General features: G+C 47.2%; 14 protein-coding genes. 9 read left to right on the forward strand and 5 right to left on the reverse strand.

From position 1 onward, the window contains the following. Window positions 1-282: 282 nt before the first annotated feature. Both ymcF and RW65_RS07640 read right to left on the reverse strand, forming a co-directional pair. Window positions 283-471, reverse strand: coding sequence for a cold shock small protein YmcF (gene ymcF, locus RW65_RS21720; protein WP_072037721.1), 189 nt, complete (start codon window positions 469-471; stop codon window positions 283-285). Window positions 472-646: 175 nt separating this feature from the next. Next, window positions 647-862 carry a cold shock domain-containing protein gene (locus RW65_RS07640; RefSeq protein WP_039056118.1) on the reverse strand — a complete coding sequence of 72 codons (216 nt, stop codon included), beginning with the start codon at window positions 860-862 and terminating at the stop codon, window positions 647-649. A 296-nt stretch (window positions 863-1,158) separates the two neighbouring features. Between RW65_RS07640 and cspF the strand changes: the two genes are divergently transcribed. Further along, window positions 1,159-1,371, forward strand: coding sequence for a cold shock-like protein CspF (gene cspF / locus RW65_RS21725; RefSeq protein ID WP_072037722.1), 213 nt, complete (start codon window positions 1,159-1,161; stop codon window positions 1,369-1,371). A gap of 305 nt (window positions 1,372-1,676) precedes the next feature. After that, window positions 1,677-2,747 carry a ferritin-like domain-containing protein gene (locus tag RW65_RS07650; protein ID WP_039056120.1) on the forward strand — a complete coding sequence of 357 codons (1,071 nt, stop codon included), beginning with the start codon at window positions 1,677-1,679 and terminating at the stop codon, window positions 2,745-2,747. A 213-nt stretch (window positions 2,748-2,960) separates the two neighbouring features. Here the strand turns inward: RW65_RS07650 and RW65_RS07655 are convergent, their stop codons facing one another. Further along, a complete protein-coding gene (locus RW65_RS07655; protein ID WP_039056121.1) occupies window positions 2,961-3,551 on the reverse strand; it encodes a TetR/AcrR family transcriptional regulator in 591 nt (196 codons plus the stop codon). 144 nt (window positions 3,552-3,695) lie between these two features. Between RW65_RS07655 and RW65_RS07660 the strand changes: the two genes are divergently transcribed. The 5 genes from RW65_RS07660 to RW65_RS07680 all read left to right on the forward strand — a co-directional run bounded on the left by RW65_RS07660 (window position 3,696) and on the right by RW65_RS07680 (window position 8,374). Beyond that, a complete protein-coding gene (locus RW65_RS07660; RefSeq protein WP_039056122.1) occupies window positions 3,696-4,097 on the forward strand; it encodes a RidA family protein in 402 nt (133 codons plus the stop codon). Window positions 4,098-4,789: 692 nt separating this feature from the next. Next, window positions 4,790-6,025 (forward strand): EAL and HDOD domain-containing protein, encoded by a 1,236-nt coding sequence (locus RW65_RS07665; RefSeq protein WP_039056123.1) that lies wholly within the window; start codon window positions 4,790-4,792, stop codon window positions 6,023-6,025. A gap of 759 nt (window positions 6,026-6,784) precedes the next feature. After that, on the forward strand, window positions 6,785-7,018 hold the full coding sequence (locus RW65_RS07670) for a KTSC domain-containing protein (RefSeq protein WP_039056124.1): 234 nt from the start codon (window positions 6,785-6,787) through the stop codon (window positions 7,016-7,018). Window positions 7,019-7,121: 103 nt separating this feature from the next. Then, a complete protein-coding gene (locus RW65_RS22610; protein WP_039056125.1) occupies window positions 7,122-7,220 on the forward strand; it encodes a YoaK family small membrane protein in 99 nt (32 codons plus the stop codon). A 221-nt stretch (window positions 7,221-7,441) separates the two neighbouring features. Further along, a complete protein-coding gene (locus RW65_RS07680) occupies window positions 7,442-8,374 on the forward strand; it encodes a nucleoside recognition domain-containing protein (RefSeq protein WP_039056126.1) in 933 nt (310 codons plus the stop codon). Between the two features lie 30 nt (window positions 8,375-8,404). Here RW65_RS07680 and RW65_RS07685 read toward each other — a convergent pair whose 3' ends face one another. Beyond that, window positions 8,405-8,941 carry a helix-turn-helix transcriptional regulator gene (locus RW65_RS07685; RefSeq protein ID WP_039056127.1) on the reverse strand — a complete coding sequence of 179 codons (537 nt, stop codon included), beginning with the start codon at window positions 8,939-8,941 and terminating at the stop codon, window positions 8,405-8,407. Window positions 8,942-9,734: 793 nt separating this feature from the next. Here RW65_RS07685 and RW65_RS07690 point away from each other — a divergent pair. Beyond that, window positions 9,735-10,436 (forward strand): oligogalacturonate-specific porin KdgM family protein, encoded by a 702-nt coding sequence (locus RW65_RS07690; RefSeq protein WP_039056128.1) that lies wholly within the window; start codon window positions 9,735-9,737, stop codon window positions 10,434-10,436. 73 nt (window positions 10,437-10,509) lie between these two features. After that, window positions 10,510-12,219: a pectate lyase gene (locus RW65_RS07695; RefSeq protein ID WP_039056129.1), complete on the forward strand. Its 1,710-nt coding sequence runs from the start codon at window positions 10,510-10,512 to the stop codon at window positions 12,217-12,219. A gap of 12 nt (window positions 12,220-12,231) precedes the next feature. Here the strand turns inward: RW65_RS07695 and RW65_RS23150 are convergent, their stop codons facing one another. Further along, a complete protein-coding gene (locus RW65_RS23150) occupies window positions 12,232-12,357 on the reverse strand; it encodes a hypothetical protein (protein ID WP_286133788.1) in 126 nt (41 codons plus the stop codon). Window positions 12,358-12,776: the final 419 nt, after the last annotated feature.

Consider the following 12,776-nt stretch of genomic DNA (forward strand, 5'->3'; position numbering starts at 1 on the left):
CAGAAACGTTCTCTCGAGATGGGCGTAAGGCATCAGGGATTTAACAGCTGCTGGGCTAATTGTTCAGTATAGAACATTGAAATTTTTGAGCCGAAATCAGGAACGAGCGTGAAGAGAAAAGAGTGCAGAGACAGGATGATAGTTTCTCTGCTTGAGGATAATTAGCGTAAAAAGAAAGGACGTAATGCCCAATTTCCATGACATAACATCGCGCTGCATTAAATTTTTTTCATCGCTTTCGCGCGCGGTTATCTCTTTTTAAACGGGGCATAGTGTGCTGCGTTAGCCGGCACGTTGAATCGCGGTCATCCGGTAAATGTCATAAGCGTGAATTCGGTCAAATGTCATCATCGACGATTTACAAAAAATGCATTTTGCGCCGTAGGGGTTGTTTTCTGTTACATCAAAATGGGAAATTCTGTATTGTGAGCCGTGGCAGCACGGACATCTAAAATGAATACTGTCGGTCATAGTGTTAGCCTTTATATACGTTGGATCTCACTGTCGTGAGGTAAAAATGGTAGGTCGTCTTACGCAGGTACATTTAAATAAAATTTACGTTATTTTGACATGCGTAAGATACTTCTGATTTATCCATGCAGGCTTTTGCCCGTAACGCTCGCGTAAATCAGAAGCCGTATACGCGTTATTCTTTGATAATAACATTCGCTGCTGCCGGGCCTTTCGCCCCTGCACCAATCGTAAATTCAACCTTCTGCCCCTCAAAAAGGGTGCGTTCGCTTTCACCTTCAATCGCAGAGAAATGGACAAACACGTCCTTACTGCCATCGTTCGGGGTGATAAAACCAAAGCCTTTATCGGCGTTAAAGTATTTTACTAATCCGTTAATTTTTGCGGACATTCTTCTTTCCTTTGTGGTTAAGGCCCTGAGGCGTAAAGGGTTGGTATGACAGAAATTATCAATACTAAAGAAGAGACTCAAAGGAAGGAGGTATCAGCGATAGCGCCTGGAGATGAGAGGAATGAGTAATTGACTTTCCGATTTTCGAACCCAACGAGCATTAACGCACGCTAAACAAATAATAACAACGTTTATTTTAGCCATCTGGATACCTGCTTAATATAAACGGCAGAAAAATAGCTTAATTTTGAGTTTAATGTATAGTTACCGCTGTTTTTAGCTTAGAAGGTTGTTACTTGTTCCAAAAAATGACAGGCATTGTCAAAATATTTGATAATAAAACCGGCAAGGGTTTAATCATTCCCTCCGATGGACGTAAAGATGTTTCAGTCCATATCTCCGCAGTCTCCGTCTGCGAAACGCAAAAAATAATCCCCGGTATCCGCGTTGAATTTAGACGCGTCAATGGACTTAAAGGCCCGACCGCGGCAAATGTTTATCTCTCCTGATATCCCGGACCTTATTTGTTGAGCGAGCCCGTACGCTGCTTTAGTGGTGTGCGGTAACCTCCAACGCGAGTTGCCCAGAAAGCTGCTTATGTCTGATAAATTCTCAGCAAAAGAGCGTCCGGAAATTGATAACAGCAGACTAAAATGGACTACAAAATTTACAACTCTTTCCTGGTTGTGATGATAGTTCAGCCAAAGCATTGCTATCATACAATTCATCCCCCGGTTATTTCCATGAAGCAAAACGTTTTAGCACCGGTATAGCAACCGTTCAAACATGATATATAATAGGGAAGTCATTACCCATGTTTAAAAATAGACCAACGTGTTCTTTGCATGATGTCATTTGCGAAACTTTTTTTAATAAAGGTAAAGTAAAAGTATTTGATGATTTTATCGGTCATACACATAGCAGGTTTTGGAACCCCCGCGATGAACGCTACGTCGATTTCAATCAACCTTTTAGCATTGAAAAGACCGCGATGTTACCTGAAGAGGATTTCCCGGAATTCAACGGGCCTTTAGGTGAAATATTAAATAGCGAAGATAAAAAAACGGCCTGGATCAATGGCTATGTGCATCGGCAAATAACAGCCATTCTGTATGCTAAACAAGCCGCTATGTTAGGGGCGGTAACTTTAGCCAGGGCGGTTAATAACCCTGAATCAATGTCGTACGCGCTTAATCAAGCCACAGAAGAAGCCCGCCACATGATCGCCTTGTATGATTACATTACCCTTCGCTTTGGGTCGCCCTATCCTAACCCCGCGCAATACCAGGCGTTAATGATCAATATTGTAGAGGCGAGTAAAGTTCATCTACAACTCATTGGCGTACAAATCCTGATTGAGGGATTAGGCATGGGTGCATTATCCTGGTTTATCCGTCGCGTAAAAGATCCACTTTTAAAACGAATCTGCTCGCTGGTGGCTTCAGATGATTCAACCCATCATAAATTCGGTTTAGATTGGCTTAAATATGATTTCCCTCTGTTAAATGAAACCCTCAGAAATGAAGCTGAAGATTGGGCGCTTTATTGCTTTAAAGGATTTGAGGAGGCTATATTTGCTGTTGAAGAATTAGTGCGCTTTTATACAGGATGTGGATTTAGTCAAGAGCAGGCCAGAGACATTACCAATACCTGGCATGTCAATACCTCACCTCAGTACGCGATGATCTTCACTGATTTAGCGCATACATTACAGAACTATGATGTTATATCAGCAAGAACCGAGGCCTGGTATTCATTCTGGCTAAGTAAAGTACCCCATAGCGATAAAGCATTTGCTGATATTATTAAAAGTGGTACTGATATTCTTACGGCTATTAACAGGCCGGTGAATCAAAGGAACACGCTGAACGTCAAAGTGAATTAACAACAGGTTATTAATTCAACAATCCGTTTTGTAAAAACCTTGACGCTCTTATTGCATAAACGCCGTAAAACCAGCGGTTTGTATAGGGTGAAAGCCAGCTTGACGGTGAGAAATTTCCATCTTATGTATTCACCGCCGTTTGATACGACAAACAGGTCTGCGCATTCAGCAATAAACGGGCGTATAAATCACCGATGATCGGCGTGATTCGTTTCACTGATTGCGCAGCCCGCTGGCAAGCAGGGTAAATACCTCAATAACGTGCGGCAGCGTCCGCTGTGGATCGTCGCTGGCGGCTATTAACAGTGCAGCATTTAGCGCAGCGCTATTTAGCAGATGCGCAGCGACTGTGGTATCCATTTTTTTGAGTTCGTTGCGTTCAATCATCTTAGATATCGTCTGTCGGGTCGATTCCAGGCAGCTATTCTGGCTCGGCCATGGGGTGGGATCGCCAAGAAAAGCCGGACCATCCAGGAGAACGATGCGCCGCACTTCCGGATCGAGGGCCATTTTGATATAGGCAACACCTTCCGCCATTAATCTTTCCCAGTCATCGCTGGCCGTCGCGGTGGCGGCTTTAGCGCGCTGAGCCATTTCCCCATCAATCTGGGCCACCACTGCGGCGAGGAGCCCCTTTTTATCGCCAAAGCTATGATACAGCGCGCCACGCGTCAGACCGACGCTTGCGGTTAAGTCATCCATTGATGCCTCGGCAAAACCTTTTTCAGCAAAGGCTTTTCGCGCCGCTGCAATCATCTTTGCACGATTTTCTTCCATCGTCTGGATGCGGCTTTTACCGGCCATACTCTCTCCTTTTTGACATACATCGCGTATCTGATTTGACATACGCAATGTATGTGATATTAATTATACATACGCCACGTATGTTAAATCATTTATACGTCTCGTGCTTCTCCAATCCATGCTGTTTGCAAAAGAGGAATGCCCGTGATCCAACGCGAACCTGTTTTCCCCGCTGACCGCCATGCTCTCTATGAAGAGCACGGCTATTCTGCCGCGATCCGCTCAGGCGATATGCTGTTTGTTTCCGGCCAGGTCGGAAGCCGCGCCGATGGTACGCCAGAGCCAGATTTTACCGCGCAAGTGCGGCTGGCATTCGATAATCTGCAAGCGACGCTTGCGGCCGCAGGGTGCACGTTTGACGATCTGGTCGACGTCACTACCTTTCATACGGATCCAGAAAAGCAGTTTCCAGCCATTATGCAGGTGAAACAGGCGATTTTCCCCCGCCCTCCTTATCCAAACTGGACGGCGGTTGGCGTGACCTGGCTGGCAGGATTCGATTTTGAAATTAAGGTTATTGCCAGAATTCCTGGCGAGCAGAGATAGTGCAGGATAAACCTACGAATCGTCAGGCAAAGTTTCTCAGCTTCGTTTGTTTCTGAACAGAAGGCGCGAAGCCGCAGCGTAAAGAGGGGCGATAAGAGGACGTTACAAAACACGGCTCACTAAAATAAAACGCCCCGGCATAAATGCCAGGGCCTGCTTTTATTCTTTTTTCCTGGGGTTAAACTTGCTTAACTTCTCCCCCGCCCGGCGCTTATCTCCGGCACTCACTCTGAAGGTGGCGTTAGCTCTTTATGGGGTGAAGCAACAATAGTCTATCAGAAAGTTCTTAACAATAGCCTGTAAGTCGCAATTTTATAATTTATGATGTTTGTCATAATTTCCTTGCCTCTGCCCGCTGTATGCGTGACGGTAGTCACTTTCCTGAGTGAGCCGTAGGGGACAAGCACCCGCGAAGCGTGATGCGTAATAGCCAGCAAGGGGTAAACTGAACATTTTTTCATCACGAATGGCGGTAAAAGTAGCGATACGTTATGATTCCGCTATTCGGAATTTGACTTAAATCTTTCAGAAGTTTACAAAAGATACTGCCTTCCCTTAGTGCGACTTGCGTCTTTCCCGTTTTCGTCCAGGCTTCCTTTTTATCGAGGGGGAAAAAAGGCGCGGGTTGACCAGTTCAGATTATCGTTTTACCGACTTTTTAGATTTGCAGACATCTGTAAGTGGAGTTTCGCATGTTCTCTTTTGTCGCCCGGCAGGCGATTTTTGATGCAAATATGAACACGGTCGGTTACGAGTTGTTGTTCAGAGACAGTATGACGAACCGCTTCCCGGACGTAAGCCCGGAGTACGCGACTGCGCAAATTATTGTCGAACAGTTTCTCGGCGCGCCGCTGGGCCGTCTGAAAGAGTACAGCGCGATTTTCGTCAATTTCCCCTATGAACTGCTGGTACAGGGAATGGCAGAAACCCTGCCGAAAGATCGGGTGATTGTCGAGATCCTCGAAACCGCCGAACCCACGCCTTTGCTGCTTGATACGGTAAAAAAACTCTCAGCCCACGGCTTTCGCATCGCGCTGGATGATTTCGGCCTTGGTGACAGCTGGAATGCGTTCCTGCCCTATATCAACATTATTAAATTCGATGTGCGTGTTAATACCCCGGAAGAGATCTCCGCATTTATTAACGGCAAAGCCCATTTATTGAAAGAGACGGTGTTTCTGGCGGAAAAAGTGGAGACCCAGCAAGAGTACGAATGTTTCCGTCAAATGGGCTGTACGCTGTTTCAGGGCCATTTTTTCAGCAAGCCGGTGATCCACTCGGCAAACAAGCTGATCCAGAATCAGGAAATCACCTTAAAACTGATGAAAGAGGTGAATACCGATACGCCTGATTTTGGCAAAATCGAAGCCCTCTTAAAGCAGGATCTGGCGCTGTCCTTTAAGATCATGCGTTATGCGCAAAACATTGTTTTCAACGCACGCGGTATTAAAAATTTCCGTAGCCAGTCGCTAAAAGATATTATTTTTTATCTTGGTACCAACGAACTACGCCGTTTTGTGCTGGTTTCCTGCCTGACCTCGGTTAATAAAGTGAGGACCGGCGACATCTACCACCAGAGCCTGATCCGCGCCAAGTTTTGCGAGCTGGCTTCGGCCCACTCCATTAGCCGTCACTCCGCCGATGACGCTTTTATCGTCGGCCTGTTTTCGCAGCTCGACAGCATTTTTGAAATGCCGATGGCCGATCTCGTTAGCCAGATAGATATTTCCGCCAGCGTAATGATGGCGCTGAAAGAGAAAAAAGGCCCACTCTACCCTTACTTACAGCTGATTGAGCTGTACGAAAACCACAATTGGGAAGAGGTCAGCGCCCTGGGGCACCGGCTGGGCTTTAACCGCAGTATGGTTGCGGAACTGATTAAAGCCGCCACCAAATGGACCGACAGTATTCCCTGCAACACGGCCTGATAATTTCCGCTCGCACACCCGCGCCGTAGTCATTATTCTACTGCGCGTCGGCTGGCGCACAGCAATAAATAAGCGCTCATTGCCACACACAAATCGTTTATTTCACGCGTATTACCGCTTAAACATGGGCGTAATTATCATGCAGAAGTATTAGCGCTCAGCAACAGCCAGTAATAAAGTTAATATTTAAAACTGCGATCCTGGCGGATAAAGAAACGTCTCTTTTTCGGATGAGAGTAAAGACCTCGCGATATAATAAAAATCCATTTCGGATTAATCATCGCACCGTTTTTTTGCTGTGTTTACGGGTATCACCTACTTTTCGTGAGCGTAACAGGCGAAAATGCCGGTAAAAAGCGTATGCGATAACAAGTAACAGCAAGCCGATCAACACCAGGTTCATCATGACCATATTAGTTAACTCGCAATGGGTAGATTTTCATTTAAGCGATAAATAATAGCAGCCGTCAAGGGCAATGCCTGCAAACTAAATTTTAACGAAATGCGTTAATCATTACGTGCTGGCCCGGAGATAAAATCCAGGGCAAAAACCGTAACCGGGCAGTTGATTGCCAGCACGAGTGCGCTGTCGCGCTATTATCTTCGCATTTTTCATCGTTATCGCGTGGCAGATGGCCAGGCTTAACCTCCGCTGCGTAAAGCGCCTTAAGCTAAATCCTTATATTAACTGTAAATTTTCCGCATGGGCTGCCGATAGCAGTAGGGCCATTTTGACATTGACGTTGAGCAGGACGAATTATGAAAAGACATCCCCTAACCTGTCGCGCGCTGCGCGCTGCCGCCTATGATCCTAATTCCAGCGTGCTTGAGCTTGAACACAGCAACGGCCGGGTTGAACAATATCTTGGCGTGCCGCCCAAAACCTGGCAGGCATTTTTGATGAGCCATGAGCAGGAACACTATTTCCGCGAGCACATTGCGCATAGCTATCTGAAAATCACCATTGAGCACGCTCATCACAGCCGTTTTTAACCGCTGAGGCGGTCATTTTTGCGGATGTTTATGCTAACGTTGCCTGCCCGCAGACGATGCGGTTTGGTGCATTCCTATGCTGGCGACAGCGCAACGAGGTGTTATGAGAATTGGTATCGCGTTTCCCATCCTGGTTTTTATTGTCGCAGTCGCCTTTCTGGCCTGGTTTATCGTCGGCGGTTACGCCACGCCAGGCGGCTAATGCCCGCTTTGCCTGCGCGCCAGAAAACGGGTGCCAGCGCCTCCTTTTGTCGGCTAAAAATACCCATGCGGGTTAACCCCGCCGTAACGCGCTGAGAGTATGTCGTGCCCGCAGTCACCCGCAAGACATGCGAAGAAAATACTCTATTCCCCGGAATCCAGCCCACGGATAACGTATCGCAGGGTGTATTATATCGGTGCAAACAGTCACCGGAGTGAGTAATGAATATCATTGAAATCATCATGTCGGCGGGCAGGGTTTCCGTAGATGTCGCGCTGTATACCTTGCTGCCCATCATGGTGGTGATGCTTATCATGATGAAGTATCTCGAAGAGAAAGGCGTTTTAGATTTTATCGTGCGTCTCACCTCCCCCGTTTTGAAACCTTTTGGCATCAGCGGAATGGGCATTTTCGCTCTTATCCAGCTTAACTTTGTCAGTTTTGCCGCCCCGCTGGCGGCGCTGGCGATTATGGAACGACGGGGCACATCCGATCGTCATCTCGCCGCCGCGCTGGCCATGTTGTTCGCCATGGGCCAGGCCAATGTCTTTTACCCGCTGACACCGTTCGGTCTAAACTGGGGCGCGGCGATAATCATTTCGCTGATCGGCGGTCTTGCCGCCTCCTCGATGACCTATTATGTTACGGGACGAAAACTCTCTACCGCTACGCTGCGCAGTGAAGAAGGCGAAGTGCATCAGGACAAACCGCGCGCCGGGTTGATTGCGGTGATCAATGGCGCAGGCGCCGATGCGATACGTTTGTCGCTGGGTTCACTGCCGATGCTGCTGCTGTCGTTAACGGTTGTCGGTTTGTTAAAGGCGGCAGGCGTGGTAGAAGCCCTGACCGCGCTGCTCACCCCGCTGCTGTCGTTTTTCCATATCTCAACGGTGTATGTACTGCTGGCGCTCACTAAATGTCTGGCGGGCGGAACCGCTTATTTCGGCGTGGCCTCGGAAATGGTGCAGCACGGGCAGCTAACGGCACAACAAATTAACGCCTCGGCGGGTTTTCTGGTGCAGACGCTGGATTTACCGGGCATCGGGATTTTTCTCGGCATTGCCAGCCGCTTTGTACGGCTGTTCCGTTTTGCGCTGCCGGGCGCCATTGTCGGAATTCTGCTGCGCACGGTTTTGCATGTGGCCATCTTCTAAAACGCGCCGGTCAACCCGGCGTCAGGAAGGTTATATGCCCATCGCGGTATACAGCGAACAGAGTTCCTGCAAACTTTTAGTACCGGTACGCTTCATTAAAACGGTGCGCTGAACACTTACGGTGGTTGGGCTGACGCCGCGAATGCGGGCGATATCGTCCACCGAATGCCCGCGCAACAGTAAGCGCATGATCTGCTGCTCGGCTCGGGTAAGTTTAAGCGTGCTGTTGGTGTCGCCTGGCTGCCTATTTTGTGCCGACAGCAGGCTCATCACCTCCAGCGCCTGGCGTAACTCATCGACACGCAATCTTTCTGCCAGGCACAATTTGACTAAACCGGGAAAGAGCAGCGACAGCGACTCAAAATGCCGTTCCGAGGAGATAAAAATTGAGTAGTGACGAGGTGGATGGGTGAAAACCAGCGAGTATATTTCCATGATGTCCATCCCCGCAGTAACATAAATCGTCGGTTCGCCATGGCGAAAATGGCTCTCATTTTTTTTGTTAATTTGTTTGAGAATTTCCTCGATACCATAAATGAAAAGGCGATCCTTGCCATAGATAGTCATGTAGGCGCTCCAGGCGGCATGTTTATTATTTCCGTCTCCGCTCACGGAGGCGTAGTCTATTAATGCATATACGGGAAATTTACCGCCAGTAACGCTGGCTCGTTAGACGTTCGTTTAAATTGCACTGACATGAAACCATCCCGCTACGTTGCTGCATCTTATCTGCAGTACGCAGTATATTGTATTTCTTACCTTCGATTCATTCCCTTCCCAGGATTAACTTTATTAAATTATTTAATTATGCGTCTTTTAAATGCTGACCAGACTCAAATAATCTCATCAAGATAGCATCGCAACTCATTGATATATATAGGTTAAATTATTAGGATTTTCTTTAAACCGCATAAATAAATATTTTTTATTTATGGTAAAAATATAAGATCTCAATCTCAAAACATCATTTCAAATTGTGTAAAAGTATATTCCATATCATCAATATCTTACTACAAAGCTTACAATACCGTATTTTGTGTGGTGAATCCCCCTAAGCGGAGGGGTCATGCTGATTCGAGGTTACCCTCAGTAAATTTTCATTTTTATGGACGAATTGTAGATTTCAGCACTGCAATTCACCGGGAGGCACCCGGCACCACACGCCACTTAAGATAAGCGATTACGCTAACAGCAATTATTAATGATAACGGTTATGAAACTATATTTCGCTTAATTGTTTAGATTGCTAATTATATCACTTCATAGTGAGTGTGGATTAGCCGCGCAGTTTTCTATCACAGCTTCTGCAATTTATTGCAGGGAACATCTTTACCTTGGACTAAAAATAATAGGGGATATTATGTTGCGTACTTTGTTATTAGCTAGCGTACCTTTTATCAGCGTAACCGCCCATGCGGTAACGTTTGATTATCGACATGAACTCAACGACAGCGTGGGTAATAGCCACAAAGACCGTTTATTAATGTCGCACCGCTTTGCTAACGGTTTTGGTTTATCGCTGGAGGGCAAATGGAAGGGTTCACAAAATAAAGATAAGGTGTATCACGAAACCGTCAGTAACGGTACCGAAGTGGTTGCCAGTTATGTTTATAAAATTGACCCGACATTTCAGCTAGAGCCGGGTTTTTCTATCGATACCGGCTCCTCTTCCAATAACTATCGTCCGTATCTGCGCGGGAAAATGAACATTAGCAGCGACGTTGGCGCTACGCTACGCTATCGCCCCTATTTTAAGCGTAATTCCACTAATATCGGCACCGCCAAAGATACCAGCGAAAACGGCTACAATCTGACCGCCGCGGTTTCGTGGAAAATTTTTGATGATTATCAACTCGATTACGAACTGGATTACAAACATGCGACTTCTGCTGGCGTGCTGATTGCTGATAATGAAAACTACGACTGGACCCACGATGTCAAACTGACCTGGAAAATGGATAAACACTGGTCGCCTTATGTTGCGGTGGGTAACGTTTCCGGCAGCAAATATACCGATGAGCGTCAGACGCGTTATCGTGTCGGCGTAAAATACAGCTTCTAATCTTCATTTCCAGAGCAGTAAATATAAATAAGGGTTTCGTAAGAAATCCTTATTTTTCTCTAAGGGGCGAATAATGAAACGAGCAAAAATAGCGCTGGCGATCACACTTCTGGGCAGCGTCTCTTTTACTGCGCTCGCGCAGGAGAGCGCACGATTAACGAGCGTTAAAGCCTTTGCCGATACGGTTCTCGACAAAGCGAGCGATAAACAACATAGCAACGTGCCGCTGCTGGCGGACGGCGTTAATCCGCGTACGGGTCAGCAAATGGCGTGGATCTTCCCGGATGGCAAAACGGCGGTGCTGTCGAACTTCTCGGCACAGCAAAACTTCATGCGTGTGCTGGTGGGGTTGAGCAATCTGACGGGCGAGGCGCAGTATAAAAAACGCGCGGAGGAGAATGTCCGCTATTACTTCCAGCATTACCAGGACACCAGCGGGCTATTACTGTGGGGCGGCCACCGGTTTATCGATTTGAAAACATTGCAGCCGCAAGGACCCAGCGAAAAAGAGTTGGTACATGAACTGAAAAACGCCTATCCCTACTATGATCTGATGTTTGCCGTGGATAAACCAGCAACCGCGCGCTTTATTCGTGCCTTCTGGAACGCCCATGTTTATGACTGGAAAATTCTTGAAACCAGTCGCCACGGGGAATATGGCAAAAAGATGGGCAAACTGTGGGCCAGCGACTTTAGCCAACAGCCGCCATTTTTCGCCACCAAAGGCTTAAGTTTTTTAAATGCAGGCAATGACTTAATTTATTCAGCTTCCCTGCTTTATCAATATGAGGGTGAAACCGGCGCGCTGACCTGGGCAAAACGTCTGGCAGAACAGTATGTCCTGCCCCGTGACAAAAAGACCGGGCTCGGGGTTTATCAATTCACCCAGCCGCTGAAACGCGCTGAAACCACCGACGATAGCGATACCCATTCGAAATATGGCGATCGCGCACAGCGCCAGTTTGGGCCGGAGTTTGGTCCCGATGCGCTGGAAGGCAATATGCTGCTGAAAGGACGCACCAGCACGCTCTATTCGGAAAATGCACTGATGCAGCTGGCGCTGGCGAAAACACTCGGCGCGCAGGGCAGCGATATTAAGAAATGGACCCTTGATGGCCTGAAAGCGTTTGCCCATTACGCCTATGATGAGCAAAGCAATACCTTCCGCCCGATGCTGGCAAACGGCACCGATTTATCGAACTACACGCTGCCACGCGACGGTTACTACGGTAAAAAAGGCACCGTACTAACACCTTATCCGGCGGGTAATGAATTTCTGCTTACCTATGCCCGCGCCTGGACGCTGGAGCCGGATGCAGAGATGTGGAAAGTGGCGCGCGGTATTGCCAAAGGTCAGGGGCTGGGAGATATCGGCGAACCGGGCGGTAAAAACAGCCAGCTGGATCTGAACACCAAAAACAGCGAACCCTATGCCATTTTTGCCCTGATTGACCTGTGGCAATCGACCGGCGATAAAGGCTATCTGACGCTGGCCGATAAAGTGGCGGAAAATATTCTGGCGACTAAACGCTTGAACAACTTCTTTATCGACGATCCGCAATACCTGTATGCCAATATCGATCACATTGCGCCTTACGCGCTGCTCGCCCTGGAAGCGGCGATGCGCGGTAAAGCAGATGCCGTCGCCCCCTTCCTTAACGGAGCAGGTTTTACAGAAGGTGCATATTTATTGGCGGACGGCACCGTGCGCTACTCCACGCGTGACGACGAGCTGTTTATGCTTAAAGCCGGTGAGCAGTTGAAACCCAACGGTAAAAAGTAACTTCCTCACCTCTCACGGTGCGCCGTGAGAGATTTTCCTCTTCCCTTTATCCATACCGATACCGGTAATCAGAAGATTGACGCCTTGCGCCTGAGAGCAGAGAACCATCCCGGCGCAGCCGAATAATTTAAACGGCATTCTCCTGCGTATTATTTGCAGCCTACTTTATTTTTAATAACGTTTAATCAGCTAGCCTGCTTATTATGCTGCACCAGACGCATATATATCGGATTGAATTCAATCATCCTTAATGCAAATTAAATTTCCCTTAGTTGATTAAAATAAAATTAGCAAGATTTCATTAAAAATAATTGGACGCATTCTTAAGATTAGGATAGTTTATGTGATCGAAGTCCAGGAATAATATCTCGGACTCTGATTAATTATATTTAAATTGATTACAGTCAATTTTTAAAATTAGAACATATTTTCAAGATTTTATACGTTCGCTTTTTATTATGCCGTTTGCGTTCTGGCCACGATGTCATGGAGAGAGAAATAACCAGAGAGCTGGGCTGCTACCAACCAGAAGGGTAATTTCCACTACCGGGGAAACA

It is taken from the genome of Enterobacter sp. Bisph1 (genome assembly GCF_000814905.1).
Classification (GTDB): Bacteria; Pseudomonadota; Gammaproteobacteria; order Enterobacterales; family Enterobacteriaceae; genus Kosakonia.

Coding starts and splice junctions, on each gene's coding strand:
- ymcF (WP_072037721.1), bottom strand. CDS start 471: ATGACCGACAGTATTCATTTTAGATGTCCGTGCTGCCACGGCTCACAA.
- RW65_RS07640 (WP_039056118.1), bottom strand. CDS start 862: ATGTCCGCAAAAATTAACGGATTAGTAAAATACTTTAACGCCGATAAA.
- RW65_RS07650 (WP_039056120.1), top strand. CDS start 1,677: ATGTTTAAAAATAGACCAACGTGTTCTTTGCATGATGTCATTTGCGAA.
- RW65_RS07655 (WP_039056121.1), bottom strand. CDS start 3,551: ATGGCCGGTAAAAGCCGCATCCAGACGATGGAAGAAAATCGTGCAAAG.
- RW65_RS07665 (WP_039056123.1), top strand. CDS start 4,790: ATGTTCTCTTTTGTCGCCCGGCAGGCGATTTTTGATGCAAATATGAAC.
- RW65_RS07670 (WP_039056124.1), top strand. CDS start 6,785: ATGAAAAGACATCCCCTAACCTGTCGCGCGCTGCGCGCTGCCGCCTAT.
- RW65_RS22610 (WP_039056125.1), top strand. CDS start 7,122: ATGAGAATTGGTATCGCGTTTCCCATCCTGGTTTTTATTGTCGCAGTC.
- RW65_RS07680 (WP_039056126.1), top strand. CDS start 7,442: ATGAATATCATTGAAATCATCATGTCGGCGGGCAGGGTTTCCGTAGAT.
- RW65_RS07685 (WP_039056127.1), bottom strand. CDS start 8,941: ATGACTATCTATGGCAAGGATCGCCTTTTCATTTATGGTATCGAGGAA.
- RW65_RS07690 (WP_039056128.1), top strand. CDS start 9,735: ATGTTGCGTACTTTGTTATTAGCTAGCGTACCTTTTATCAGCGTAACC.
- RW65_RS07695 (WP_039056129.1), top strand. CDS start 10,510: ATGAAACGAGCAAAAATAGCGCTGGCGATCACACTTCTGGGCAGCGTC.
- RW65_RS23150 (WP_286133788.1), bottom strand. CDS start 12,357: ATGCCGTTTAAATTATTCGGCTGCGCCGGGATGGTTCTCTGCTCTCAG.